The sequence below is a fragment of the Pseudomonas sp. NPDC087626 genome (assembly GCF_044743405.1).
Lineage (GTDB): Bacteria > Pseudomonadota > Gammaproteobacteria > Pseudomonadales > Pseudomonadaceae > Aquipseudomonas.
The window spans coordinates 81813-105666 of the sequence record NZ_JBIUWJ010000015.1 but is presented as its reverse complement, the minus strand read 5'-3'; the positions used below and the strand labels follow the sequence as shown (position 1 = coordinate 105666).

Below are 23854 nucleotides of genomic sequence, written 5' to 3'. Positions count from 1 at the left end.
GGAAACCCGACCATGCCCACCCTGCGCAAAATTCTCATCGCCAACCGCGGTGAAATTGCCTGCCGCATCCAGCGCACCGCCCAGGCCCTGGGCTATCGCACCGTGGCCGTCTTCAGCGATGCGGATGCCGACGCCCTGCATGTGCAACTGGCCGACGAAGCCGTGCACATCGGCCCTGCTGCGGTGGCCCAGTCCTACCTCAATGCCCAGGCGATCCTCGACGCAGCACGGCGCAGCGGGGCCGACGCGATCCATCCCGGCTACGGTTTCCTCTCGGAAAACGCGCCGTTCGCCCAAGCCTGCGCCGACGCCGGGCTGACCTTTATCGGTCCAAGCCCCGAGGCCATCGAACTGATGGGCAGCAAACGCCTGTCGAAGATCGCCATGCTCGCTGCGGGCGTGCCGTGCATCGCCGGCTACCAGGGCGCAGAGCAAGACGATCAGACCCTGGCGCGCGAAGCCGAGCACATCGGCTATCCCTTGATGATCAAGGCCAGCGCCGGTGGTGGTGGACGCGGCATGCGCCTGGTGCACGAGGCCGACCAGCTAGTGGAGCAACTGCGCACCGCGCGCTCCGAAGCCCTGAATGCCTTTGGCAGCGCCGAGCTGATTCTGGAGCAGGCACTGATCGCTCCGCGCCACGTTGAAATCCAGTTGTTCGGCGATCAACACGGCCACCTGATCTATCTCGGCGAGCGTGACTGTTCCATCCAGCGCCGCCATCAGAAAGTCATCGAAGAGGCACCTTGCCCGGTGATGAGCCCACAGCTGCGCCAGGCCATGGGCGAAGCCGCACTGAAGGCGGCGCGCGCGGTCAATTATGTCGGTGCCGGCACCGTGGAGTTCTTGCTCGATAGCCGGGGGCACTTTTACTTCCTCGAAATGAACACCCGGTTGCAGGTCGAGCATCCGGTCACCGAACTGATCACCGGTCTCGACCTGGTGGCTTGGCAACTGCAGGTCGCCGCTGGATTGCCCCTGCCGTTGCGCCAGGAACAGGTCGAACTCAAGGGGCATGCCATGGAGGTGCGCCTGTATGCCGAAGACCCGGCGCAGGCGTTCATGCCGCAGACCGGGCGCGTCCATCACTGGTTGCCGGCGCTGCAAGAAGGGGTGCGCATTGACCATGGCCTGCTCGAAGGGCAGCAGGTCAGCCCGTTCTACGACCCCATGCTGGGAAAAATCATCGCTTACGGCGCTACTCGCGAAGAGGCCCGGCGCAAACTGTTGCGGGCAGTCGAAGACACGGTCCTGCTGGGGGTGCAGACCAATCAGCGCTTGCTCGCCGCTCTGCTGGACCATCCGCAGTTCATCGCTGGCGAGTTCAGTACCGACTTTATCCCCGAGCATTTCAGCGCTCACCCAAGCCTGCCCCCCCACACCCCCAACGCCGAAGAACTGGCAATCGCCGCGGCCTTGTTCTACCAGCAGTCCGCCCAGGTGCACGGCGCAGGGCTCACGGGCTGGCGCAACAATGCCAGTGCCCCGCTGCAACTGCAGATCGGCCTGCAGGATGCCCGTTGGCCTGCGCAGATAACGGTGCTGGCCGAAGGTCAGTTGCGCATTGAGGTGGCCGCGCAAACACTGCACCTGAAGTTGCTGGAGATCAGCCCGCACTCAGCCTATCTGGAGCTCGATGGTATCCGCCGGCGTTGTGCCTATGCCTTGGCCCACGACCAGCTCTGGCTGGGCACCCGTCCTGGCGCCCTGGTGCTGCAAGACCAGACGCTGGCACCGGTGCGTGGCCAGGCCGCCGCCAGTTGTGGGACCCTGAAAGCGCCGATGGACGGGGCGATCGTCGATGTGTTGGTCAGCGAAGGCGCACAGGTCAGCAAGGGCCAATTGCTCCTGGTACTGGAGGCAATGAAGATGGAACACCCGCTCAAAGCCGGCATCGACGGCGTGATCAAACGCTTGCAGGTCAGCCGGGGCGATCAGGTGAAAAATCGTCAGATTCTGTTGGAGGTTGAATAAGTCCCTAGGCGGAACCGCCGCGGTTGGCTACGCTCAGCCTCATCAGTACGCGGATACCGGGAAAGCTGCGATGCCTCATTGGCTGGTAATTGATCTTGAAGCGACAACTGATGATGGCGGCTGGCCTATCGAAGAGATGGAAATCATTGAAATCGGTGCCACCCTGGTCAACCGCCAGGGCCGCGAGCTGGATCACTTCCAGCGCTTCGTCCGGCCGTTGCGACGGCCCTTGTTGACCCCATTTTGTCGGGAACTGACCCATATCACCCAGGCCAACATTGACGCGGCCCAACCGCTGGCAGACGTCTGGCTGCAGTTCGAACGCTGGCTCGGCCAGCATCACAGCCGCCTGGAGGGCTGGGCCAGTTGGGGCGACTACGATCGCAAACAGTTGCTCCAGGAATGGCAGCGCCTGCAACTCGACAGCGCCCTGAGCCGGGTGCCGCACATGAATCTCAAGCAGCGCTTTGCCAAGGCCCGCCGACTGGAGCGGCCACTGGGCCTCAATGCGGCCCTGCAACTGGCCGGCCTGCAGTTCAGCGGGCAACAGCATCGGGCGCTCGAGGATGCGCGCAATACCGCCCGTTTATTACCGTTGACCCTGCCCGCCACTCCTTGAGTGCAACAGGTGACGGGCGAAAAGGCCTTGTGCATACTGGCCGGCCTTTTTAGCCCTTTTCGAGGAATCGCCCATGTTCAAAGTCAACGAGTACTTCGACGGCACCGTCAAGTCGATTGCTTTCGGCACTGCCGAAGGTCCGGCCACCATCGGCGTCATGGCAGCGGGCGAATACGAGTTTGGTACTAGCCAGCGCGAAATCATGCACGTGGTCTCCGGCGCCCTGACCGTCAAACTGCCGGACAGCGACGATTGGCAAACCTTCGCCGCCGGCAGCCAGTTCAATGTTCCGGCCAACAGCAAGTTCCAACTCAAAGTGGCGGTCGACAGCGCCTACCTGTGCGAATACCGCGGCTAAGCGTTATTGCGCTACAACAAAAATGCCCGTGTCCTGCGACACGGGCATTTTTCGTTTTGCACCCACGGGATTACTCGAGAATCGTCACCGGCATGCCAACTTCCAGCCGCCCATTGGCGTCGTTGACCAGATTCTGCCCAAACATCGCACCATCGGCTTGTGCGCGATACTGCTGCAGGGTTGCCAACGGCTCGCGGTCAGTACTGCGCTCACCGGTCTGCGGGTCGATGGTGGTCAGGATGCAACGCGAGCATGGCTTGACCACACGGAACTCGACATCGCCAATGCGAATCCGCTTCCAGCCGTCCTCGGCAAACGCTTGGCTGCCTTCGATCACCAGGTTGGGCCGGAACCTGAGCATCTCCAGCGGCCGACCGACCCGTTGCACCAGGTCATCGAGCGAAGCCTGGCCAATCAACAGCAGGGGGAAACCATCGGCGAAGGCGACTTTATCGTCATCCTTGCCATAGCCTGCCTGGGTGGTCCGGGCCAACACCTCGGGTACTTGCACCAGGCGCGTGGGCTTTCCGATAAACGCGCTGACCCAGGCAGCCGCGGCGTCACCGGCATCAGGCACCCGCAAGGTGTCGCGCCAGATGGTCACGCCACGCAGTTCGGCGTCGTCCACCGGCAAGGCCACCTCAATCGGCGAATGCCCAGGCGCCGCCAGTGTCAGGCCACCCGTGGCATTCCACAGGGCCGACAATTGACTCATCGCCGCAACCGCCCGCTGCGTCAGAAACCGCCCACTGGCCTCGTCCACCAGCATCCAGCGACGGTCACCGACCAGCCCCAGCGTGTCCAGGTGCGCCTGTTGCAGGACTTCACCCTTGGCGGACTTGAGTGGATAACGGTACAGCGCGCTCAGACGCAACATGGCCAGCTCCCTGATGGGCAAAAACGCCACCCTATACGAGCTTGATCGCCGAATCAAAGGCCGGGGGGGCTCCAACGCCTTGCAGGTGCGGATTTTGTGGGGCTGGCAACGCGAGTAGACGGAGCGCCGCCCGGCCCACAGTAAATCTGCCTACCCGCAAGTATTGTGTACCGCCAGCAAACCTGTGGGAGCAAGGCTTGCCGCGATAGCGTTGTGTCGGGGGCCATCGATGTTGAATGGACCGGCCCCATCGCGGGCAAGCCCGCTCCCACAGTGGTTCTGGGTGTTCGCAGATTCTGGGTACACCCACTCAACCTGTGGGAGCTGGCGCCCGCTTGCGGCTTGCCCGCGATAGCGGTGTGTCAGGGGCCATCGATGTTGAATGGACCGGCCCCATCGCTAGCAGGTCGGCAGGCCTTACCACTCATCAGGCTGGGACTTCATCGAGCATCAACCGCTGGCGCACCACATCGACCAGTTTGTCGGGCTGGAACTTGGAAAGGAAGTTGTCGCAACCGACCTTCTTCACCATCGATTCGTTGAAACTGCCGGATAGCGAGGTGTGCAGCACCACGTACAGCCCCCGCAAACGCGGATCGTTGCGGATCTCGGTAGTCAGGCGGTAGCCGTCCATTTCCGGCATTTCCGCGTCGGTGAAGACCATCAGCAGCTTCTCGGTCATCTCCACCCCACTGTCTGCCCAGCTCTTGAGCAGTTTCAAGGCTTTCAGGCCGTCGCTGGCAATGTGCATTTTCACCCCCAATTGGCTGAGGGTATCGCGCATCTGCGCCAGCGCCACGTTGGAGTCGTCCACCAGCAACACTTCACGATGGCGGGCACGCTCGAGTACTGGGTCCTCGAGTTTCTCGCGCGAGACCTTGGTGCTGTAGGGCACGATCTCGGCGAGGACTTTTTCGACGTCGATGATTTCCACCAACTGTTCATCGACTTTGCTGATGGCGGTCAGGTAATGCTGGCGACCTGCGCTAGTCGGCGGAGGCAGAATGGCTTCCCAGTTCATGTTGACGATGCGGTCCACACCGCCGACCAGGAACGCCTGAACCGAACGGTTGTACTCGGTGACGATAATCGTGCTGTTGGGGCCCGGCACCAGCGGGCGCATGCCAATGGCCTGGGACAAGTCGATCACCGGCAGGGTCTGTCCACGCAGATTGACCACACCACAGACAAATGGATGACGATGGGGCATCAGCGTCAGCTTGGGCAGCTGCAGGACTTCTTGCACCTTGAAGACGTTGATCGCGAACAACTGCCGACCGGCCAGGCGGAACATAAGGATTTCCAGGCGGTTCTCACCCACCAGTTGGGTGCGTTGATCTACCGTGTCGAGAATGCCGGCCATTATGACTCCTGGGTTTACCGATGAATTCACTCAGGCAAGGTATCGGCGGCGGCCTGCACTTCTTGACCCTGGAGAGACGGGCCGCGTAAAAAAATTGATGTCATATTGGCATCATGCTCTACTGAATGAATCTCCCCCGGGTAACGTGCTCCACGAACAGCCCCCATCAGCCTTGCGTGTAGCGCATCAGGGAAACCCCTAGATGCAATCGGGACTCGCCTGATATTCGTGATATCCAATAGCCATTAATGTGACGCCATTCTCATTGCATGAATGGAGTCAGGCTTTTGTTGTTGATCGCGGAGCCACCGCCAGGCCCTCTTTACCCCCCTTCAAAACATTCAGCGAGAGCCTCACGACGCCGTGTCGCCGATGTTCGTTGTGCTACCCCTGCCACCAACGCCGTAGCCCTATGGGTAACTGGTAGGGACCTGCCGGAAAAACCGGAACCGTCCTACAGACTTTGTGCAATTGCAGACAGTAACTTAGCCCCGTTCACCAGACGCCCGATTGCCCTACCTGACTTGAAGTCGTGGAGAAAAGCATGTTGATCGAACGGAATAACTGGAACCCTCGACTGCCTGAATTCCTGATTGAAGCCGAAATGCTGCTGGCAAAATCGGAGGAGTGCCTGGCGCACCTGCAATTGATCAAAAACGACCCGGACGCCATCCACTGCCTGCTTGGCACTCTGCTGACCCTGGCCAATCGCGCGGACGTCCTGGCCCTGGGCGCCATCTGTACATTTGCCCGCTCCCTTCACGCCGTACTCAGTCAGGTACGGGGGCAAGTCGATCTGCATGACCAGGCACTTGGTGCTTTAAAGGAGTGTTTGACGCTGATCGCCTGGCAACTGGAACTGGTCGATCGACATACCGGTGATCTGCGCCTCGACAACACCGAGCAGGCGTTTTTGCTTGAGGCATTCGTGGCGCAAATCGACTGTGCGGCCTTTCCGTTCGCCGGGCCGACCAGCGGCCTGGCCTGCGCAAACATGGCCACCAGGCGGGCGTGAAGCTCGTCATCAAGACCGTGCCGGGGCGATGTGCGCAAGCGCGACCAACCGCACCTTAGGTGGTAACATGCGCACCAATTAATTGACGCTACAGAAATGACACTCTGAATCCCGGCCCTTGGCGGCGGGAAGTGCAAGGCTCTACCTTGCCCCTCAGACTGCTCTGCTTTGCAGCCGCCCGCTCCAGTCAATCACCCTGACCGGCCAGCCCACAGCGAACATTCATGGGTTCCCTGCGCCATGCACGCCAGCCTCAAATCAGTCATGAACTGGCGCCCCTCCCGACAGGCAGCACAACGCCTGACCCTGCTGCTTTGCCTTTGCACTGCCATCGGTTGCCTGCTGGCCTATTCCCTGTCCAGCCCGGTGTCATTGGCCTTGCTGGTGTTAAGCCTGGCGGCGGCAATCGGCGTATTGCGCCAATACCTGCGCTTGCGCAGCGCCATCAAGTTTCAGCCCCACGAGCTGGCGGACCGCTTGCTGCAGGTCCAGGAAAGCGAACGTCATCGACTCAGCCGGGAGTTGCACGACGACATCGGCCAATTGCTCACCGCAGCAAAACTGCAAAACGAATGGCTCAAGCGCCGCCTGCCAGCAGAACTGCACAGCCACTGCAACCTGCTCGGCGAAACCCTGGAAGACACCTTGGGCAAGGTGCACGACATCTGCGTCGTGCTCAATCCACGGCAACTGTCGAGCCTGGGCCTGGAAGCCAGTTTACGCGCCCATCTGCTCAAGACGCTGGCCAACAACAGCCTGCACTGGAGCCTGGAATGCCAGCAGCAACTGGCAGGCATTCCAGAAGAAATGGCGGTCGCGGCGTTTCGCGTCACCCAGGAAGCCATCACCAATGTGCTGCGCCACGCCCAGGCCGAGAATCTGCTGGTCCGTTTGCAACGTACCCCGGAGGGGCTGGCACTGTTGATCAGTGACGATGGCGTGGGCTTTTGTCCTGCCGCGTTTCCTGGCCGTGAAGGACAGCGTGGCATGGCGGGCATGTCGGAACGGGTCGAGCAGTTGGGCGGCAAGCTGGACGTCAGAAGTGACCCGGGCAAGGGGACACGGATCGACGCCCTTTTCCCCTGGGCACCCCGCACACTCGAACGAGCCGCCACCCATAAGGTTCCCCATTGACTTGCAATTTGCTACTGGTAGATGACCACTCGCTGATCAGGGCTGGCGTGCGTGCGCTGGTCCTGGATATTCCCGGCTATGCGGTGATTGGTGAGGCCGACGATGGGGCCCAGGTGCTGGAGATGGTCGAGACCTTGAACCCGGACATCATTGTCCTCGACCTCTCGATGAAGCAGGTCGGCGGATTGGACGCACTGCAAAGGCTCAAGGCGGTCCATCCGCAGAGCAAGGTGCTGATCCTGTCGATGCATACCGACCCGACGCTGGTCATGCGCGCCCTGGAGTCCGGGGCTCATGGCTACCTGCTCAAGGACACCACGGCCACGGAGCTCGCGCACGCCCTTGAAGCCCTGCGCAACAACGAACGCTACCTGAGCCCCGCCATCGCCCACACCGTGATCGACCAGGCGCTGGCACGGGCCCACAGCCCTCAGGCTCCCACCGTTGATAGCCATAACCTCACCGCGCGGCAACTGGAGATCCTGCGGCTGATCGTACGCGGCAAATCCACTCGCGAGATTGCCTGCGGCCTGGGGCTGAGTATCAAGACCGTGGAAACCCACCGCTCGCAGATCATGAAGCGCCTGCAGATCTACGAGGTGGCGGGGCTGGTGCTATTTGCCGTGCGCGAGCGCATCATCAGCCTCGACGACTGACCCGGTTCACGCCTTGAGCAAAGGCGAGTCCGCGGGTAGATGCACGCGCAATGCGCCAGGACGCACCGAAAAGCGCAGGCTCTCGCCTTCCAGTGGCTCGCCATCAAGATTGATATAGAGCCCCTCCGAGACCTTGATCTCGACCCATGGCAGGCGCGCGCGGACAAACATGTTGTCGATGCCCCAACCGTCCGCCAACAAATCCTTGAGCGTGCCCACGACATCCTGCGGTGCCGGGAGGATGCTGACATCCAGCAGGCCGTCATTGACCAGCGCCTGCGGACATAACTCATGCCCGCCACCGGCCTGCCGGCCATTGCCGATCCCCAGTGCCAGTAACTGCCCATGCCAGTGAAAATCGGGACCTTGCAACTCGCCGTAGGCGGCATGCAACTCGCTGAAGCGCGACAGTCCGGTGAACAGGTAAGCCGCCCCGCCCAGCATCTTCTTCAGGTCTTCAGAGGTGTTCGCCGTCACCTGGCTGCCAAATCCGCCGGTCGCCATGTTGAGAAATACCTGACCGCCCACTTCCCCCAGGTCGATCGGTTGCGCCGGCACGTCGAGCAACGCGAGCGCCTCTCGCGGTACCAGGGAAACCCCTGCTGCGCGCGCAAAGTCATTGGCTGTACCCAACGGCAGCAGCACCAGGCTAGCTTGATCAGTCTGCGCCGCCAGCGCTTCAGCGATGTCGCGCAAGGTACCGTCGCCACCTCCGGCAATCAATCGGGTAAAGCCGGCAGCCAGTGCCTCTTGCACCAGACGCTGGGCGTCCCCGGCTTCCCATGTCAGGCGCACCGCCAGTTCCCAGCCTTGTTCGCGCTTTTCCTCGACCGCCGAACGGACCTCTTCGTTGAGTGCCTGCTTACCGTGCAAAATCAACAGCGCCTTGCGCTCACTCATCGTCATCTCCCCGGTTGATCTAAGGCCTCTGGCAAATGTTGACCACACACGCGACTGAAAGAGCCAACGACCGCGATAAGTTTCGAGTTTTTTCTTACAGCCTGTGACGAATCGGCCTAATTGACGCTGAATTGATATTGGAACACCTTGTGTCCAGGCATCTCAGGAACAGATCGGTAATACACAAGGAAGTGAATACTTATGAATGGCACCGCCCTCCAGACCCTGACCCGCTTCACAACAAAAAAACCTGCACCGACAACCCCCAAGGGCGACCCAGACTCGGCAACCCGTTGCACGTCCATACCAGCCGAAGGAAGCGACATGGAACCTCGTATCGCAGAACTGGAGGCCCATCTCAAGTCACTGCACAAGAACCTTTACCAGGCCCGGGACGAGTTGCAAGCCATCAGGTACAGGGTTGCCTACTCGACCGGCATCCTCATCGTGATCATCGGTCTCGCCAGCTGGATTGCCAACAGCCGCTTCGATCAACTGCTGACACTACTCAACTAAGCATGCGCCAGACCCGGGCTGCAGCACGGGCCTGGCGCGAATCAGCCAAGCACTTCACTCAATGGAATGAAGTTCACCCAATCACCTTCGACCAGGGTGCGCTCCTCCAGCACCTCGACCAGCCCTTCGGCCCACGCGGCACTGCGTAACACTCCGGAGCTCTGGTTGCGGTAGACAACTGCCCGCCCCTGCTCCAGGCGTCCACGCAGGTATTCGCGACGGTTACCGGCCTTGGGCCAGGCAAACCCTGCCGAGACCTGGAACTGCAGCGGGGTCACCTCCGTGACGCCCTGGCGTCGTAACAGATAGGGCCGCGCCAGCAAGGCGAAGGTCACCAGGGTCGACGCCGGATTGCCCGGCAAGCCAATCACCGGCACACCTTGAAAGTGCCCAAATGTCAGGGGTTTGCCGGGTTTGATCGCCAGCTTCCATAACGCCAATTCACCCGCCTCGCGCAGCGCAATACCAAGGAAATCCGCTTCGCCGACTGACACCCCGCCAGTGGAGAGGATCAGGTCGACGCTGCCCAGTTGCGCAAGACGCTCGCGGGTGGCCTGCAGGTTGTCCGGCAAGATGCCCGCATCCAGCACCTCACACCCCAGGCGCTGCAACCAACTGCACAGCAGCACCCGATTGCTGTTGTAGATCTGCCCAGGCCCGAGTGCCTGCCCCGGCTCCACCAACTCATCCCCTGTCGACAGCACGGCGACCCGCACTTTGCGGACCACCCGCAGCTCGGCATTGCCCAATGATGCGGCCAGGCCAAGTTCGATCGGTCCCAGGCGAGTACCGGCGTTCAGCACCCGTTCGCCCACGGTGGTCTCCTGCCCTTGCGGGCGAATGTTCTGCCCGACGTGCAATGGCTCACTGAAGCGCACCCGCTGATCGGCCAGGACCTCGGTGTTTTCCTGCATTTCAACGCAGTCCGCACCGGCCGGCACCGGGGCACCGGTAAAGATCCGCGCACAGGTACCTGGAGCCAATGGCTCGGGAGCCATCCCGGCAAAGATCTTCTGGCTGACGAGCAATGGTTCGCCTGTCCAGTCGGCGACGCGCACGGCGTAGCCGTCCATGGCACTGTTGGGCCACGGCGGCAGATCGAGGCTCGAGAGCAGATCCTCGGCCAGCACCCGGCCTTCAGCGGCCGCCAACGGCAGGTGCTCAAACTCGACAATCGGCGCAGCCTCGGCCATCTCCAGCAGGCGCGCCAATGCTACTTCGACTGGCATCAAGCTGCCGGTCTTGCCAGGCTTACCCACGGGATTCACAAGGTGCTGCCTGTTTCAAATGGGCGACAAAGTTGCACGGCCGGTGACGGACATCCAACTGCTCGGCCAGAATTCCATCCCAGCCAGTGCGTACCGCATTGGTGGAGCCCGGCAGGCAGCACACCAGAGTGCCATTGGCCAGGCCGGCCAGCGCGCGGGACTGCACCGTCGAGGTGCCGATGTCCGCCACCGATATCTGGCGAAACAACTCGCCGAAGCCATCGACCTGCTTGTCCAGCAGGCAACTGACGGCTTCCGGGGTGCTGTCGCGTCCGGTGAAGCCAGTCCCGCCGGTAATCAGCACCACTTGCACCACGTCGTCGGCAATCCAGGTGGCTACTTGCGCACGTATTTTGTACAAGTCATCTTTAAGCAGCACCCGTGCAGCGAGGTGATGGCCGGCAGCGCCCAGACGGTCGACAAAGACCTGTCCCGAGGTATCGGTGTCCAGTGTGCGAGTGTCGCTGACAGTCAGCACCGCGATGTTCAGCGGGGCGAAAGGTACATCAGCCTTGGCTTTCATAGGCTCGTCCAGTTGTAGGAGAAACAGCCCGGTGTTATATCACAGCGCCTTGTTTTTTTGCCGCCCCGATGGAGTAGCGCCATGCCCTTGAATGCTCAGCTACCACCCTGCTCGATCCTGCTCCTGGCAGGCGGACGCGGCCAGCGCATGGGCGGCCAGGACAAGGGCTTACTCGAGTGGCAGGGCGAACCTTTGATCAGCCATCTGCACCGGCTGACGCGCAGCTTGACCGATGACCTGATCATCTCCTGCAACCGTAATCGGCACCGGTACGCGGCCTACGCCGACCAACTGGTGCACGACGAGATTGCCGACTTCCCTGGACCGTTGGCCGGCATTCGCGCGGGCCTGGCGGCGGCACGGCACGCCCATCTGCTGGTGCTGCCGTGCGATGTGCCGCGCATTGATGCCCAGCTTGTGCACGACATGCGCGCAGCCGCCAGCCAGCACCCGGCCACCCCCTTGATGCTACGCCAGGGTGAACATTGGCAACCGTTGTTATGCGTGATCCCGGTAGCGCTTGCGCAGGCGTTTGAAAGCGCCTGGAATACCGGTGAGCGCAGTCCTGGGCGTATCATGCGTAATCTGGGTGCTTTGGCCTTGCAGTGCCCGGACCATGATCAGCGCCTGGCCAACCTCAATACGCCCGAGCTGTTAAGCCTGCATGCCAGCGTGTCAGAATGACGGCGCCAAGGAACTTGCCGGCGTGTCACACGTCTCAAGTCCAGTACTTAAAAGAATTCATTTGCGGAGACATCTCATGACTCAACGGACCCTCGCCACTTTCATGCTTGCTCTGGGCCTGGCCACCCTTGCTGGTTGCTCCTCGCCTGCAGTCATCACCTTGAATGACGGTCGCGAAATCCAGTCTGTCGATAGCCCTAGATTCGATTCCGAGTCGGGTTTCTACGAGTTCGAACAACTGGACGGCAAGCAGACCCGCATCAACAAGGATCAGGTTCGCACCGTTAAAGAGCTGTAACCCTCGGCCTCTACGCCTGCACGACAATGCCCGCCCTGCGCGGGCGTTGTCGTATCTGGGAGACGGAAAAACCTGTTGTGCAATACCTATGGCGAAGACTCACCAGGCCAGTCTGATCCGGCTTTCGAAAACCCGCTCTACACCGCTCAGCGGATCGCTGAAGCGCAACCCCCTGGCCAACAGCTTCAGCGGATTGGCGTAGTCGTCCTCGACATCCTTCAGTACCTGCGGATAGAACGGGTCATTGCAGATGCTCGCCCCCAGCGCAGTCATGTGCACCCGTAACTGGTGCTTCTTCCCGGTCACCGGGGACAAGCCGTACCGCCAGAGGTCGCCATTCTTTTCCAGGACCTGCACCGCCGTTTCGGTGTTACTCACCCCTGGGCCTTCCTGCATGCGAAAGAAGGGTTCGCCATCCACCAGCCGGCTTTTGTGGACCAAGGGAAATGCCAGCTGGGGCAACGCCTGGGCAATGGCTTCGTAGTATTTGTCGATCCTGCGGGTTGGAAACAGCGACTGATACGCCGAACGGCTTTGCGGATTGGCGGAAAACAGCACCAGCCCGGCGGTGTGCCGATCGATGCGATGCAACGGCACCAGATGGGGATTGTCCAGGCGGCGAATCAAGCGGCGCAGCAGGGTCTGCTCGACATATTCACCCGCTGGCGTCACTGGTAGAAAATGCGGTTTGTCCGCCACGATCAGGTGCTCGTCGGCATACAGGATCGTTTCCAGAACCGGGATGACCTTTTCGTCCGGCACTTCGCGAAAGTAATGGATACGCAAGCCTTCCTTGTAGGCCAGGTCCAGGGTAATCGCCTGGCCCTGGGCATCGAGGACGCGACCACGGGCGATCCGGTCCAGCCACTGTTCGCGCCCAATGGCACTGAAGTGTTCGCACAGGCAGTCAAGCACGGTGACCCAGGAACCCGGTGGCAGGTACAGCGTGCTGGCCTGGCTCTGGGCGGCGGAAAATGATGAAGTGGACATACACAGGCTCTTGCGGTTAATGCAGACGAGCATTATCCAGCAACAGCTGGAGCCCACCTAGGGAAGATTCCGTGCCGCCGTGGTTCAGGCTCCACAGGTGGCCATTGATTCGCGCAAGGCCGCAGCCTCGGTGAACTCTTTCAACCAGCGCAATACCTCCACCGCTTCCCAGCGCCCGGGATCATAAAGCGCGTAGAGCAAACCCTGATAACCCACCACATCCAGTTGCCGGTGATACCCGGCGCGCTGGAACAAGGCTTCGATTTCCGCGAAGCAGGTATTGAAGTGCAATTTGTTGAATGGGGTCTTCCCTTCCGTCACCAGGCCATCGAGCCGCAACTCCAGAACCGCCTCACGCACCACGTCGGCCGACATCCGGTTCACGCTGGCTTTCAACTGTTCGACATTGACCATGCTGTATCACTCCTGTTTCGTATGCGCCCGCTGATGCCTGACGCTTTATGCAAATGCTTGCTGGACCGCCCTCAGCCACGTCCCACATAGCTGACCACCCAGAGCACTACGCCCCAGATCGGGGCCGGGTCGAGATCGTCGAAGGCAACCGAGGCCACCGAGGGCCGGGCAGCCTTGAGCAGCAGCCCGCCCTTGGGGTCGGCCGCCAGCAAGCGCACGCAGTATTCGTTGTCGCCATCGAGGTGAGCCACCACGTACTGATCCTGAACCGGTCTGATCGAACGATCGACGATCAGGCGGTCACCTGGATAAATACCAAAGCCCAGCAAGCTGTCGTCTTCCACCAGCACCGCACGTACCTGGGGCGCGCCCAGGCCGACAATTCGGTCGAGGGAGAAGTTCTGGCCTCGAACTTCGGCGGCACAATGCACGGCGCTGAGGCTCAGCTCATCGGCATCGGGCAAGTGCAGGCGCTGGGTACTGGCGAGCAAGGTGAGGGACATGGCGGCCTCCCGGATAACTGTATGCACATACAGTAACCGAATATCCGGATGGGTGCCAATGCATGTCGCGTGGGACACGACAAACGGAGTGCATGGTGCTGAACTGGCTCCAGGTATCAGCGCAGGAAGGCGACGACTTGCTCGGCGTCGAAGGGCCAGCCCAGTTCCGCGCCGGTATCGACCCGGCGCAGCACCGGGATCCGCAGGCCATAGGCGTCGAACAGTTGCTGGCTATCGGCGATGTCCACCAGCTCTACTAACAGGCCGTGCTCGACCAGCGGCATCAGTTCCGCTTCGGCGAGTTCACACAGGTGGCAGCCAAGGGTGCCGAACAACTGGCATTCAGGGGGCATGACAGACGGACCACGAAAGAATGGGTGTTCATTCTAGGCTGGCCACCAAAAACCGTCGAGCACGGGGCGGCCACCATCAGTCCTGACTGACCGCGCCGATCTTGTGGATCGACAGGTCAGCGCCGTAGTACTCCTCTTCCTGGCTCAGGCGCAGTCCGTGCAGGCGCTTGATCACGCCGTATACCAACAGTCCGCCGAGTAGCGCGATGACAATGCCCAACGCGGTGCCGATCAATTGACTGACCAGGCTGACGCCACCCAGGCCGCCCAATGCTGTCTGGCCGAAAATCCCACAGGCGATGCCGCCCCAGGCCCCGCATAGGCCATGCAGTGGCCAGACACCGAGTACGTCGTCGATCTTCCATTGGTTTTGCGCCGCGATAAAACACCAGACAAACAGGGCGCCGGCAATGGCCCCCGTGACCAACGCACCCACCGGGTGCATCAGGTCGGAGCCGGCACAGATGGCCACCAGCCCGGCCAAGGGACCGTTGTGCAGGAACCCTGGGTCGTTACGTCCGACGATCAGGGCCGCCATGGTGCCGCCGACCATCGCCATCAACGAGTTGACCGCTACCAGGCCACTGACCCCTTGCAGCGTTTGTGCACTCATGACGTTAAATCCGAACCAGCCAACGATCAGTATCCACGAGCCAAGGGCCAGGAACGGAATGCTCGACGGCGCAAACGCCACCAGTCGCCCCTCGCGGTATCGCCCGTTACGTGGCCCGAGCAGCAGCACTGCCGCCAGGGCCAGCCAGCCCCCCATGGCATGCACCACCACGGAGCCCGCGAAGTCATGGAAGCTGGCGCCAAACTGCTCCAGCAACCAGGCCTGCAGGCCAAGATTGCCGTTCCAGACCATGCCTTCGAAAAATGGGTAGATAAACGCCACGATCAACGCCGTCGCGCACAGTTGCGGAACGAAGCGCGCCCGCTCGGCGATCCCTCCCGAAATAATCGCTGGAATGGCGGCGGCAAAGGTCAGCAGGAAGAAAAACTTCACCAGGCCATATCCGTGATCGGCGCTGAGCACGGCGGCCGGTTGCAGGAAATTGACCCCGTAGGAAATCCAGTAGCCTATAAAGAAGTAGGCCAGTGTCGAGACCGCAAAGTCGCTGAGGATCTTCGACAGGGCATTGACCTGATTCTTTTGGCGAACCGTACCCACTTCAAGAAAGGCAAAACCGGCATGCATGGCCAGGACCATCACCGCGCCAATCAGGATGAACAGGGTATTGGAGCTATGGACCAGGGTGGCCACTGCACTTTGCACATTTTCCATGGGATTGGCAGACCTTCAAACCGCAAATAGCACCAAAGCAGTTCGTCGAGCCTGTGCGCGCACCAAGTTGATACTTTCCCTGGTTTCAACCCGGTTTGACGGTGAACCGTTTTGGCGCAAAGACTTCAACGCGATCAATCATTGCTTCGATGTTGCCGCGAGTTTCTATTATTTGAGTTAAGGTTTTCGCCAGGCATGCCCGTTTCAGGACAATCGAAGCGCCCGGCGCACCAGGACATAGCAAAAGCTGTACCAGTCATTTGCACTGAACCTTAGTGCAAGGCCCATACTCGAACCTTTGACACGCCACTTATGGAGATCACCATGGCCAGCAAAACAGCAAAGACTGCTCAAGAAATCCTGATGGATGATTTTCAGACTCTGGTCAGCGACACCGAACGTTTGCTGGAGCACACCGCGACCCTGGCTGGCGATCAAGCCGACGAATTGCGTGACCAGATTCATCAGAGCCTGTTGCGTGCCCGTGAAACCCTGCAATTGACCCAGGACTCCCTGACCGAACGCGGCAAGGCCGCCGTGACGGCCACCGAAGACTACGTCCAGGCCAACCCTTGGCAGTCCGTAGGGATCGCTGCCGGTGTCGGCTTCCTGATCGGCCTGCTGGCGACACGGCGCTGATATGGCTATCGGTGAATCCGGCTCGTCCGAGACTGGTACTGGCTCCTCGCCGCGACGCCTGGGCGCCGCTTTTCTGGGATTGCTGCACAGCCACGTAGAGCTGTTCGGCATCGAATTGCAGGAACAGAAAGCCCGTACCGTCAGCCTGTTGCTGTTTGCCGGCCTGGCCCTGGTGTTCGCCCTGCTGTTGCTGGTGGGCATTTCGGCACTGGTGATGATTCTGCTCTGGGACACTTACCGCCTGACCGCGATCATTGGCCTATGCGTGTTCTACGCAGCAGCCGCGCTGTTCTGCGGGATGCGCCTGAAAGCGGCAATTTTCGATGAGTCCTCGCCATTCCACGCGACCCTCGAAGAGCTGGCCAATGACCGGGAGCGCCTGCTGCCATGAACCTGCCTGAAATCCCCAAGAACAGTACCCGCAAGGAAATGCGCAAGGCCCTGCTGCGCCTGCGCATGGAAATGCATCGCCAGGAAATCCGTCACGAGTCGCAACAATTGTTGCAGCCGCTGCAGCGTGTACGGGGCATGGGCCAGAGCTTCCAAGACGGCCTGGGCATCAAGCATGCCCCGCTGTGGGGCGTGGCTGCAGTCACCCTGCTCGGATTTCTGACGGGCAAGGGCGCCAAGGGCGGCGGCATACGCAGTGCCACCCGCCTAGTCCGATTGGGCACTACGCTGCTGCCACTGATTCGTATGGTGCTACAAGGCGCCTCACGCAAGGACTGATCGGCACATCATTGTCAGCCCGACCGAACCTCTTGCCCGAGAGCTTCGGTCGGGCTTGCAGCCTGGCGCTTGAACCGGGAAGCTAGCGCATCAGTTCCCTGACGGAGAGATCAGCCTTGGATTGGCAGACCCTGCTTAACCGTGAACGCCTCGGCAAACCTGTGCACAGTCCGGAAGAACTTGGCCGCAGCCCTTTCCACAAGGATCATGACCGGGTGATTTTCTCCGGGGCCTTCCGTCGCCTGGGCCGCAAGACCCAGGTCCACCCGGTTCACAGCAACGATCACATCCACACGCGCCTGACCCATTCGCTGGAAGTCAGCTGCGTGGGGCGTTCGCTGGGCATGCGCGTCGGTGAAACCATTCGCAGTGCCCTACCCGACTGGTGCGAGCCCAGTGACTTGGGGATGGTGGTGCAATCGGCCTGTCTGGCTCATGACATTGGCAATCCACCCTTTGGCCACTCCGGCGAAGACGCCATTCGCTACTGGTTCCAGCAAGCCGCGAACAAAGGCTGGCTGGATGCAATGAGTGAAGTGGAACGTAACGACTTCCTCAACTTCGAGGGCAATGCGCAAGGCTTCCGAGTGCTGACTCAACTGGAGTATCACCAGTTCGATGGCGGCACCCGACTGACCTACGCCACCCTTGGCACCTACCTCAAGTACCCCTGGACCGCACGACACGCCGACTCACTGGGCTACAAGAAACACAAGTTCGGCTGTTATCAGAGCGAACTGCCCCTGCTCGAACAAATTGCCCAGAAGCTCGGTCTGCCGCAACTGGAGGAACAACGCTGGGCCCGCCATCCCCTGGTCTACCTGATGGAGGCTGCGGATGACATTTGCTACGCCTTGATCGACCTGGAAGACGGCCTGGAAATGGAGCTGCTGGAATATGCCGAGGTCGAATCGCTGTTGCTCGGACTGGTGGGCGATGACCTGCCGGAAACCTACCGCCAGCTTGGCCCCTCTGACTCACGCCGGCGCAAGCTGGCGATTTTGCGCGGCAAGGCCATTGAACACCTGACCAACGCCGCGGCGCGGGCCTTCGTCGAGCAACAGGACGCCCTGCTGGCGGGCACGCTGCAAGGTGACCTGGTAGAGCACATGCATGGCCCGGCCAAACGTTGCGTATTGAATGCCAAGGACATGGCCCGCAAGAAAATCTTCCAGGATAAACGCAAGACCCTGCATGAAATCGGCGCCTACACCACGCTGGAAATACTCTTGAACGGCTTCTGTGGCGCGGCGCTGGAGCAACACGGCGGCGGTACGGCCTCATTCAAGAACCGTCGCATTCTCGATCTGCTAGGTAATAACGCACCCGATCCACACGGTCCGCTACATGCCTCGTTTCTACGCATGATCGACTTCATAGCCGGCATGACCGACAGCTATGCCAGCGAAATGGCCATGGAGATGACCGGACGCTCCAGCCGACCGTGACCCATGCACCCGTCGCGCCACCTCTTTGGGCCGCGACGGGTGATTACAGTCCTCGGCGCCTCCCAGGAATCATCCTACAGTTAGCGTCGAATTGAATGACGACGAGAGTATCGGTACACATACAACTTCGCTTCTATGCTGAACACTATGATCAAAAATCAATACAGCGGTAGATATCCAGCAACAGAAAAAAGATAATCCATCTCCTATTAAAGCTAACGCCGACACTCCCAAGGCCAATCTCTCTTCCAGGAAAGCCAAATGTTAACTTACAACTTACGCATCCTGCTGGTTGAAGACCACCCCTTTCAACTCAGGGCAACACTTTGCTTGCTTAACAGTTACGGCTTCACCCAAGTCACTACCGCCGACACTGCCGACAATGCACTACAAAAGATGAATCTGGCACATCAACCTTTTGAACTGCTACTCTGCGACCAATGCCTTCCAGATCTTCCCGGCCTGGAACTGATTGGCATTGCGAGCCTGCAGGGACTAATACAACAAGCCATTCTCCTGAGCAGCCTTGACAGCCGGGAATTAAACACTTTGAAAAAAGCCGCTGATGAACATCGACTACCCTTACTCGGTTATCTGGCAAAGCCGCTGAAAAAAACCGAGCTTATTAACCTGCTGATGTCAGAGCAGCGTAATCGCTGAGCATCGTCACTACTGCCCCCCTGAGTCTCCCACCCAATTACAAGCGTCCTTCCCGTTACAACTTACAAGTTTAAACATAGGCTTTCGACAGCAGACTTCCTCCTGATATTCCTTCCTACTGCGTAATCCCTAGCCTTCTCTTATGTAGGACTCGTCCTATATTGCACTCCTGCCCCCCTCGGTTCATACGTCGCTACTGCTATCTGAGCTAAGGTGCTCGCTTTATTTGCGCACGTATGGGACTTGATTATGAACACCGTTTTTATTGTCGACGATCACCCCGTCATTCGTCTCGCCGTTCGTATGTTGCTGGAACATGAAGGTTACAAAGTCGTCGGGGAATCGGATAACGGCGTCGATGCCATGCAAATGGTTCGCGAATGCATGCCTGATCTGATTATTCTCGATATCAGCATCCCAAAACTGGATGGTCTGGAAGTTCTTTCGCGCTTCAACAGCATGAATACGCCCCTGAAAACCCTGGTACTGACCGCACAGAGCCCGGAACTTTTCGCCATTCGCTGCATGCAATCCGGTGCATGCGGGTACGTCTGCAAACAGGAAGACCTGAGCGAGTTGGTAAGCGCCATCAACGCCGTTTTTTCCGGCTATCACTACTTCCCCAGCCAGGCATTGAACCCCTCGCGCAGCAATGACGAACTGAACGCCGAACTCGACTTGTTCCGTTCCGTCAATGACCGCGAACTGATGGTCCTGCAATTGTTTGCCCAAGGCCGCAGCAACAAGGAAATTGCCAAAGGGATGTTTCTCAGCAACAAGACTGTCAGCACCTACAAAAAAAGGCTCATGCAAAAGCTCAAGGCACAATCTCTGGTGGAACTCATCGAAATGGCAAAACGCAACGCTTTAGTGTGAGAGACAGGATGCCCAGTTCTTTAAAGGACTATTTGTTGTATTTAAGTGTCGGACTTTGCCTGAGTGCCTCTGCCTGCATGGCAGACCCAGAAATCGGTAATTACTCACTGCTCAGTCGCTCGACGACCAAACCCATGGACGTTGAGCTGGATCTATCACAGCGCCAGTGGGTACAAGACCGACCCGGACTGGTCCTGGGGACTTCGGCACCCGACTATCCACCATTCGACCTGACAATCCGGGGCCAGGACTATGAAGGATTCACCGCAGATTACGCGGGTATCATTGGCAACACCCTGGGCCTGCCTATCCAGATCCGGCGCTACCCTTCCCGAGAAGCCGCCATCCAGGCACTGGAAAACGGCGATGTAGACCTGCTGGGCACGGCCAACGGCTATGAAGCCAGGAAATCGAACATCGCGCTGTCGATCCCCTACGCCATAGACCAACCGGTCCTGGTCACCCGGGAGACCGAAACCCGCTCGCTGACCGAGGGCCTGGCCGGCATGCGCTTGAGCATGGTCTACCACTACCTGCCTCTGGAAGAGGTAACGGCCCTGTACCCCAACGCCATCATTACACCCTACCCGTCCTTTCAGAATGCGATCAATGCCGTGGCCTTCGATCAGGCTGACGTGTTTCTGGGCGATACAATTTCCACTCACTTCACGATCAACAAGGGCTATCTGAAAAACGTCAGGATGGCCAACTTCGGTAAACACGAGGCCTATGGTTTCAGCTTTGCCGTCAAGCAGGACAACCAGGACAACCAGGATTTGTTGAACCTCATCAACACGGTCCTGGCAAGGGTGCCGGCCCGTGAACGAGAAGACATCGCCAAACGCTGGAGCGCCGGCAGTGACATCCTGCTGACTGACCGCAAACTGCAGTTGAGCAATCGTGAAGAACGCTGGCTGGCGCAACATCCAGTGGTGCGAGTGGCCGTCAACGATGGTTTTGCACCGCTGACCTTCTTTGATTCCGATGGCAACCTGCGGGGGATCACCGCCGACCTGCTGGAGCTCATCAGGTTGCGCACCGGATTGCGTTTCGAGCTTCATCGCAGCCCAAGCGAACGCGCCATGCTCAACCTGATTGAGGAGGACCGCGTCGACCTGATTGCCGCCATTGCCCCCAGTGTCGAGCGCGAGACACGCCTGAGCTTCACCCGCCCCTACCTGGAAAGCTCCTATGTACTGCTGAGCAGCAAGAGCCCCGGCAGCCCGACGGATCTCGAGCAACTGCGTGGCAAGAGCCTGGCAATCACCGAAAACAATCCATTGCGTGATTACCTGCAACGCGAACACCCGGGTATCCACCTGGTGCAAACGCAGGACGCCTTCAGCGCCGTGGAGTTGCTTGCCAAGGGCCAGGTCCAGGGCGCGGTTGAATCCCTGATCATCGCCAACTACTTCATCGCCGCGCAGTTGTTCGAGGACCAACTACAGATCAGCGCAACGGTCGGCACACAGCAAGCCGCAGTTTCCCTGGCCACCGCCCGTGGTGCGATTGAGTTGAGTACTATCCTCGACAAGGCCCTGCTGAGTATCGCCCCGGACGAACTGGGGATCATCAACAGCCGCTGGCGTGGCTACATGGGTCCGGCCAGTGGCACCTGGCGCAACTACCAGCGCCAGCTATACCAACTGGTGATCGGCAGCAGCCTGGTACTGCTCATGCTCCTGGCCTGGAACGCCCACATGCGTCGCCAGATCAAACAGCGGCAAAAGGTTGAGCGCGCCCTCAATGACCAGCTCGAGTTCATGCACACGCTGGTCAATGGCACGCCCCACCCCATCTACGTGCGCGACCGCCAGGGGGTGCTGAAAAGTTGCAATGACAGCTATCTGGAAACCTTCTGCGCCAAACGCGAGGAGGTGATCGGCAAAACCGTCATGCAAGGCTCCATGAGCAACGCCTTTGAAGCCGGGGAATACCAGGCGGACTATCAGCGAGTGATGGCCGAGGGCGTGCCGATGCTGCTCGATCGCACCCTGCACATCGGCAGCACAAAACTGACGATCTATCACTGGATCCTGCCCTATCGGGATTCCACGGGAGAGGTCCAGGGAATTATCGGCGGCTGGATCGACATCAGCGACAGACGCCAGCTGTTTGATGATCTCAGGTCCGCCAAAGAGCGCGCCGATGAAGCAAACCGCGCCAAGAGCACCTTCCTGGCCACCATGAGCCATGAAATCCGTACGCCGATGAACGCCGTGATCGGTATGCTCGAACTGACCCTCGAACGCGATGAACATAGCCTGCAGGATCGTCCCGCCATTGAAGTGGCCTATAACTCGGCCAAGGACCTGCTGGAGCTCATCGGTGACATTCTCGACATTGCCCGAATCGAATCCGGCCGCCTGAGCCTGGCGCCCGAACGGGTCAATCTCGGCGTCACCCTGGAAGCGGTGATACGGGTCTTTGACGGACTCGCGCGGCAGAAGAAACTGACGCTGAGCCTCGACTTTCCCGACGCGGCAGCGCAGCCGGATGTGCTGACCGACCCTCTGCGCCTGAAACAGATTCTGTCCAACCTGATCAGCAATGCCATCAAGTTTACTGAGCAGGGAAAAGTCACCATCAAGGTCCGGTTGGTGACGGTCGAGGGCGCCGACCAGCAACAAATGGTCATGTACATCACCGATACGGGGGTCGGCATCAGTGCGGACGACCAGCGCCAGTTGTTCGAGCCCTTCGCCCAGGCGCAGAACACCGGCCAAATGGCCAGGAGCGGCGCCGGCCTGGGTCTGGTGATCTGCCGCAGCCTGTGCGAAATGATGGGCGGCGACCTGCAACTGAGCAGCCAACCGGGAGTCGGCACCGAGATCCGGGTTGACCTGCCCATGACGCCGCTGCCAGGCGCCACTGTGCAGGAGCCACTGCCGGCGCTGGTCGCACCTGGCCAGACCTGCTTGAACGTGCTGGTGGTCGACGATCATCCGGCAAATCGGCTGCTGATGAGCCAGCAACTGGGGTTCCTGGGGCATCGTTGGGTCACGGCGAACGACGGTGTGCAAGGATTGGCGGCCTGGCAAGAGGGTCATTTCGACCTGGTGATCGCCGACTGCAACATGCCGGTGATGAATGGCTACGAACTGGCGCGGGCCATCCGCAGGATCGAACACGATGAACAACGCCCACCGTGTACGGTGCTCGGCTTTACTGCCAACGCCCAGCCAGAGGAAAAACCTCGATGTCGCCAGGCGGGAATGAACGATTGCCTGTTCAAGCCCATCAGCCTGGCGACACTCAGCCAATGCCTGGAGACCCTGCGTCCTCTCACCGAGGAACCGGCCTTCAGCCTGCAGAGCCTGCAAGCACTGACCGGTGGCGACCCCGTACTGGTGCAGCGCCTGCTCACCGAGTTGCTCAACAGCAACCGCCTCGATCGCCAAGAACTGCTCGACTTGTCGCCGGCCAGCGGGCGCGAGGGATTCATCGATATCGCCCACAAAATCAAAGGCGCGGCCCGCATCGTCCAGGCCACCAGACTGATGGACAGCTGTGAGGCACTTGAGCGGATGTGCCACGAAGCGTTCACCGAGGCCAGGCTGGCGACCTGCACCGAGGCGATACAGCAGGCCATGCTGGAACTAGAGCAGGCACTGCAACGAGAGATTGCTCAATCTTCGACCTGACATCTCCCGGGCCACAGTTTGAACCCTGCTGGCCCTGGCGCTCGGACAGCCTCAAGGATTCACAGCAGACCGTTGTGCCATTAACTATGCTTGTTGGCTGAGCCGTGCGTATCGACTATGGAGAGCCT

At 60.0% G+C, this 23854-nt stretch carries 26 protein-coding genes; 16 read left to right on the top strand and 10 right to left on the bottom strand.

The genetic code is table 11. The features are described 5' to 3' along the window. Nucleotides 1-12 precede the first annotated feature (12 nt). The 3 genes from ACIOVD_RS15010 to ACIOVD_RS15000 all read left to right on the top strand — a co-directional run bounded on the left by ACIOVD_RS15010 (nt 13) and on the right by ACIOVD_RS15000 (nt 2951). Nucleotides 13-1974: an acetyl-CoA carboxylase biotin carboxylase subunit gene (locus ACIOVD_RS15010; RefSeq protein WP_401128673.1), complete on the top strand. Its 1962-nt coding sequence runs from the start codon at nt 13-15 to the stop codon at nt 1972-1974. A 70-nt stretch (nt 1975-2044) separates the two neighbouring features. Further along, complete coding sequence (locus ACIOVD_RS15005) at nt 2045-2593, top strand: exonuclease domain-containing protein (RefSeq protein ID WP_095168190.1); 549 nt, start codon at nt 2045-2047, stop codon at nt 2591-2593. Between the two features lie 73 nt (nt 2594-2666). Further along, complete coding sequence (locus ACIOVD_RS15000) at nt 2667-2951, top strand: pyrimidine/purine nucleoside phosphorylase (RefSeq protein ID WP_095168189.1); 285 nt, start codon at nt 2667-2669, stop codon at nt 2949-2951. Between the two features lie 70 nt (nt 2952-3021). Here the strand turns inward: ACIOVD_RS15000 and ACIOVD_RS14995 are convergent, their stop codons facing one another. Then, complete coding sequence (locus tag ACIOVD_RS14995) at nt 3022-3828, bottom strand: MOSC domain-containing protein (RefSeq protein ID WP_401128669.1); 807 nt, start codon at nt 3826-3828, stop codon at nt 3022-3024. Nucleotides 3829-4255: 427 nt separating this feature from the next. Beyond that, entirely contained in the window at nt 4256-5191 is a 936-nt protein-coding gene (locus tag ACIOVD_RS14990) for a chemotaxis protein CheV (RefSeq protein ID WP_159997247.1), read from the bottom strand. Nucleotides 5192-5735: 544 nt separating this feature from the next. On the opposite strand from ACIOVD_RS14990, the gene ACIOVD_RS14985 reads away from it, so the two are divergent. The 3 genes from ACIOVD_RS14985 (at nt 5736) to ACIOVD_RS14975 (ending at nt 7996) form a co-directional block, all read left to right on the top strand. Further along, the gene (locus ACIOVD_RS14985; protein ID WP_095168183.1) at nt 5736-6206 is read left to right on the top strand and encodes a hypothetical protein; all 471 of its coding nucleotides are present in this window, start codon (nt 5736-5738) and stop codon (nt 6204-6206) included. A gap of 240 nt (nt 6207-6446) precedes the next feature. Continuing rightward, nucleotides 6447-7340, top strand: a complete 894-nt coding sequence (locus ACIOVD_RS14980) for a sensor histidine kinase (protein WP_401128665.1) — start codon at nt 6447-6449, stop codon at nt 7338-7340. Beyond that, on the top strand, nt 7337-7996 hold the full coding sequence (locus ACIOVD_RS14975; protein WP_401128662.1) for a response regulator: 660 nt from the start codon (nt 7337-7339) through the stop codon (nt 7994-7996). The genes ACIOVD_RS14980 and ACIOVD_RS14975 overlap by 4 nt, the downstream gene beginning before the upstream one ends. Before the next feature lie 6 nt (nt 7997-8002). On the opposite strand, the gene yegS is transcribed toward ACIOVD_RS14975, so the two are convergent. Continuing rightward, complete coding sequence (yegS, locus tag ACIOVD_RS14970; RefSeq protein WP_159997255.1) at nt 8003-8896, bottom strand: lipid kinase YegS; 894 nt, start codon at nt 8894-8896, stop codon at nt 8003-8005. Nucleotides 8897-9220: 324 nt separating this feature from the next. On the opposite strand from yegS, the gene ACIOVD_RS14965 reads away from it, so the two are divergent. Next, nucleotides 9221-9412, top strand: coding sequence for a hypothetical protein (locus ACIOVD_RS14965; protein ID WP_095168175.1), 192 nt, complete (start codon nt 9221-9223; stop codon nt 9410-9412). A 41-nt stretch (nt 9413-9453) separates the two neighbouring features. Here ACIOVD_RS14965 and glp read toward each other — a convergent pair whose 3' ends face one another. Together glp and moaB are read right to left on the bottom strand one after the other, a co-directional pair. Beyond that, entirely contained in the window at nt 9454-10641 is a 1188-nt protein-coding gene (gene glp / locus ACIOVD_RS14960; protein ID WP_401128739.1) for a gephyrin-like molybdotransferase Glp, read from the bottom strand. Nucleotides 10642-10663: 22 nt separating this feature from the next. Beyond that, on the bottom strand, nt 10664-11203 hold the full coding sequence (gene moaB / locus ACIOVD_RS14955) for a molybdenum cofactor biosynthesis protein B (protein ID WP_095168171.1): 540 nt from the start codon (nt 11201-11203) through the stop codon (nt 10664-10666). Nucleotides 11204-11284: 81 nt separating this feature from the next. Here moaB and mobA point away from each other — a divergent pair, with 81 nt between their 5' ends. Continuing rightward, nucleotides 11285-11887, top strand: coding sequence for a molybdenum cofactor guanylyltransferase MobA (gene mobA / locus ACIOVD_RS14950; RefSeq protein ID WP_401128657.1), 603 nt, complete (start codon nt 11285-11287; stop codon nt 11885-11887). Between the two features lie 76 nt (nt 11888-11963). Beyond that, nucleotides 11964-12185, top strand: a complete 222-nt coding sequence (locus ACIOVD_RS14945; protein ID WP_095168167.1) for a YgdI/YgdR family lipoprotein — start codon at nt 11964-11966, stop codon at nt 12183-12185. A gap of 99 nt (nt 12186-12284) precedes the next feature. Here ACIOVD_RS14945 and ACIOVD_RS14940 read toward each other — a convergent pair whose 3' ends face one another. The 5 genes from ACIOVD_RS14940 to ACIOVD_RS14920 all read right to left on the bottom strand — a co-directional run bounded on the left by ACIOVD_RS14940 (nt 12285) and on the right by ACIOVD_RS14920 (nt 15730). Then, entirely contained in the window at nt 12285-13175 is an 891-nt protein-coding gene (locus ACIOVD_RS14940) for a pseudouridine synthase (protein ID WP_401128654.1), read from the bottom strand. Between the two features lie 84 nt (nt 13176-13259). Further along, complete coding sequence (locus tag ACIOVD_RS14935) at nt 13260-13589, bottom strand: transcriptional regulator (protein ID WP_095168163.1); 330 nt, start codon at nt 13587-13589, stop codon at nt 13260-13262. Between the two features lie 71 nt (nt 13590-13660). Next, a complete protein-coding gene (locus ACIOVD_RS14930; protein WP_159997263.1) occupies nt 13661-14092 on the bottom strand; it encodes a LexA family transcriptional regulator in 432 nt (143 codons plus the stop codon). Nucleotides 14093-14208: 116 nt separating this feature from the next. After that, nucleotides 14209-14445, bottom strand: a complete 237-nt coding sequence (locus ACIOVD_RS14925; RefSeq protein WP_159997265.1) for a glutaredoxin family protein — start codon at nt 14443-14445, stop codon at nt 14209-14211. A gap of 76 nt (nt 14446-14521) precedes the next feature. Further along, nucleotides 14522-15730, bottom strand: coding sequence for an ammonium transporter (locus ACIOVD_RS14920; RefSeq protein WP_095168158.1), 1209 nt, complete (start codon nt 15728-15730; stop codon nt 14522-14524). A gap of 324 nt (nt 15731-16054) precedes the next feature. On the opposite strand from ACIOVD_RS14920, the gene ACIOVD_RS14915 reads away from it, so the two are divergent. From ACIOVD_RS14915 to ACIOVD_RS14885, 7 genes are all read left to right on the top strand, one after another. Then, nucleotides 16055-16369, top strand: a complete 315-nt coding sequence (locus ACIOVD_RS14915) for a YqjD family protein (RefSeq protein ID WP_095168156.1) — start codon at nt 16055-16057, stop codon at nt 16367-16369. 1 nt (nt 16370) lies between these two features. Continuing rightward, nucleotides 16371-16760 (top strand): phage holin family protein, encoded by a 390-nt coding sequence (locus ACIOVD_RS14910; RefSeq protein ID WP_095168154.1) that lies wholly within the window; start codon nt 16371-16373, stop codon nt 16758-16760. Next, entirely contained in the window at nt 16757-17098 is a 342-nt protein-coding gene (locus tag ACIOVD_RS14905) for a hypothetical protein (protein WP_401128647.1), read from the top strand. The genes ACIOVD_RS14910 and ACIOVD_RS14905 overlap by 4 nt, the downstream gene beginning before the upstream one ends. A gap of 116 nt (nt 17099-17214) precedes the next feature. After that, a complete protein-coding gene (locus ACIOVD_RS14900) occupies nt 17215-18546 on the top strand; it encodes a deoxyguanosinetriphosphate triphosphohydrolase (RefSeq protein WP_095168150.1) in 1332 nt (443 codons plus the stop codon). A 261-nt stretch (nt 18547-18807) separates the two neighbouring features. Next, nucleotides 18808-19206: a response regulator gene (locus tag ACIOVD_RS14895; protein WP_401128643.1), complete on the top strand. Its 399-nt coding sequence runs from the start codon at nt 18808-18810 to the stop codon at nt 19204-19206. 249 nt (nt 19207-19455) lie between these two features. Beyond that, complete coding sequence (locus ACIOVD_RS14890; RefSeq protein ID WP_095168147.1) at nt 19456-20082, top strand: response regulator transcription factor; 627 nt, start codon at nt 19456-19458, stop codon at nt 20080-20082. A gap of 8 nt (nt 20083-20090) precedes the next feature. Further along, entirely contained in the window at nt 20091-23726 is a 3636-nt protein-coding gene (locus ACIOVD_RS14885) for a transporter substrate-binding domain-containing protein (protein WP_401128640.1), read from the top strand. Nucleotides 23727-23854 lie beyond the last annotated feature (128 nt).

Excerpts from the sequence above, each read along its gene's own strand:
- ACIOVD_RS15010 (WP_401128673.1), top strand. The coding sequence starts at position 13 with ATGCCCACCCTGCGCAAAATTCTCATCGCCAACCGCGGTGAAATTGCC.
- ACIOVD_RS15005 (WP_095168190.1), top strand. The coding sequence starts at position 2,045 with ATGCCTCATTGGCTGGTAATTGATCTTGAAGCGACAACTGATGATGGC.
- ACIOVD_RS15000 (WP_095168189.1), top strand. The coding sequence starts at position 2,667 with ATGTTCAAAGTCAACGAGTACTTCGACGGCACCGTCAAGTCGATTGCT.
- ACIOVD_RS14995 (WP_401128669.1), bottom strand. The coding sequence starts at position 3,828 with ATGTTGCGTCTGAGCGCGCTGTACCGTTATCCACTCAAGTCCGCCAAG.
- ACIOVD_RS14990 (WP_159997247.1), bottom strand. The coding sequence starts at position 5,191 with ATGGCCGGCATTCTCGACACGGTAGATCAACGCACCCAACTGGTGGGT.
- ACIOVD_RS14985 (WP_095168183.1), top strand. The coding sequence starts at position 5,736 with ATGTTGATCGAACGGAATAACTGGAACCCTCGACTGCCTGAATTCCTG.
- ACIOVD_RS14980 (WP_401128665.1), top strand. The coding sequence starts at position 6,447 with ATGCACGCCAGCCTCAAATCAGTCATGAACTGGCGCCCCTCCCGACAG.
- yegS (WP_159997255.1), bottom strand. The coding sequence starts at position 8,896 with ATGAGTGAGCGCAAGGCGCTGTTGATTTTGCACGGTAAGCAGGCACTC.
- ACIOVD_RS14965 (WP_095168175.1), top strand. The coding sequence starts at position 9,221 with ATGGAACCTCGTATCGCAGAACTGGAGGCCCATCTCAAGTCACTGCAC.
- glp (WP_401128739.1), bottom strand. The coding sequence starts at position 10,641 with ATGCCAGTCGAAGTAGCATTGGCGCGCCTGCTGGAGATGGCCGAGGCT.
- moaB (WP_095168171.1), bottom strand. The coding sequence starts at position 11,203 with ATGAAAGCCAAGGCTGATGTACCTTTCGCCCCGCTGAACATCGCGGTG.
- mobA (WP_401128657.1), top strand. The coding sequence starts at position 11,285 with ATGCCCTTGAATGCTCAGCTACCACCCTGCTCGATCCTGCTCCTGGCA.
- ACIOVD_RS14945 (WP_095168167.1), top strand. The coding sequence starts at position 11,964 with ATGACTCAACGGACCCTCGCCACTTTCATGCTTGCTCTGGGCCTGGCC.
- ACIOVD_RS14940 (WP_401128654.1), bottom strand. The coding sequence starts at position 13,175 with ATGTCCACTTCATCATTTTCCGCCGCCCAGAGCCAGGCCAGCACGCTG.
- ACIOVD_RS14935 (WP_095168163.1), bottom strand. The coding sequence starts at position 13,589 with ATGGTCAATGTCGAACAGTTGAAAGCCAGCGTGAACCGGATGTCGGCC.
- ACIOVD_RS14930 (WP_159997263.1), bottom strand. The coding sequence starts at position 14,092 with ATGTCCCTCACCTTGCTCGCCAGTACCCAGCGCCTGCACTTGCCCGAT.
- ACIOVD_RS14925 (WP_159997265.1), bottom strand. The coding sequence starts at position 14,445 with ATGCCCCCTGAATGCCAGTTGTTCGGCACCCTTGGCTGCCACCTGTGT.
- ACIOVD_RS14920 (WP_095168158.1), bottom strand. The coding sequence starts at position 15,730 with ATGGAAAATGTGCAAAGTGCAGTGGCCACCCTGGTCCATAGCTCCAAT.
- ACIOVD_RS14915 (WP_095168156.1), top strand. The coding sequence starts at position 16,055 with ATGGCCAGCAAAACAGCAAAGACTGCTCAAGAAATCCTGATGGATGAT.
- ACIOVD_RS14910 (WP_095168154.1), top strand. The coding sequence starts at position 16,371 with ATGGCTATCGGTGAATCCGGCTCGTCCGAGACTGGTACTGGCTCCTCG.
- ACIOVD_RS14905 (WP_401128647.1), top strand. The coding sequence starts at position 16,757 with ATGAACCTGCCTGAAATCCCCAAGAACAGTACCCGCAAGGAAATGCGC.
- ACIOVD_RS14895 (WP_401128643.1), top strand. The coding sequence starts at position 18,808 with ATGTTAACTTACAACTTACGCATCCTGCTGGTTGAAGACCACCCCTTT.
- ACIOVD_RS14890 (WP_095168147.1), top strand. The coding sequence starts at position 19,456 with ATGAACACCGTTTTTATTGTCGACGATCACCCCGTCATTCGTCTCGCC.
- ACIOVD_RS14885 (WP_401128640.1), top strand. The coding sequence starts at position 20,091 with ATGCCCAGTTCTTTAAAGGACTATTTGTTGTATTTAAGTGTCGGACTT.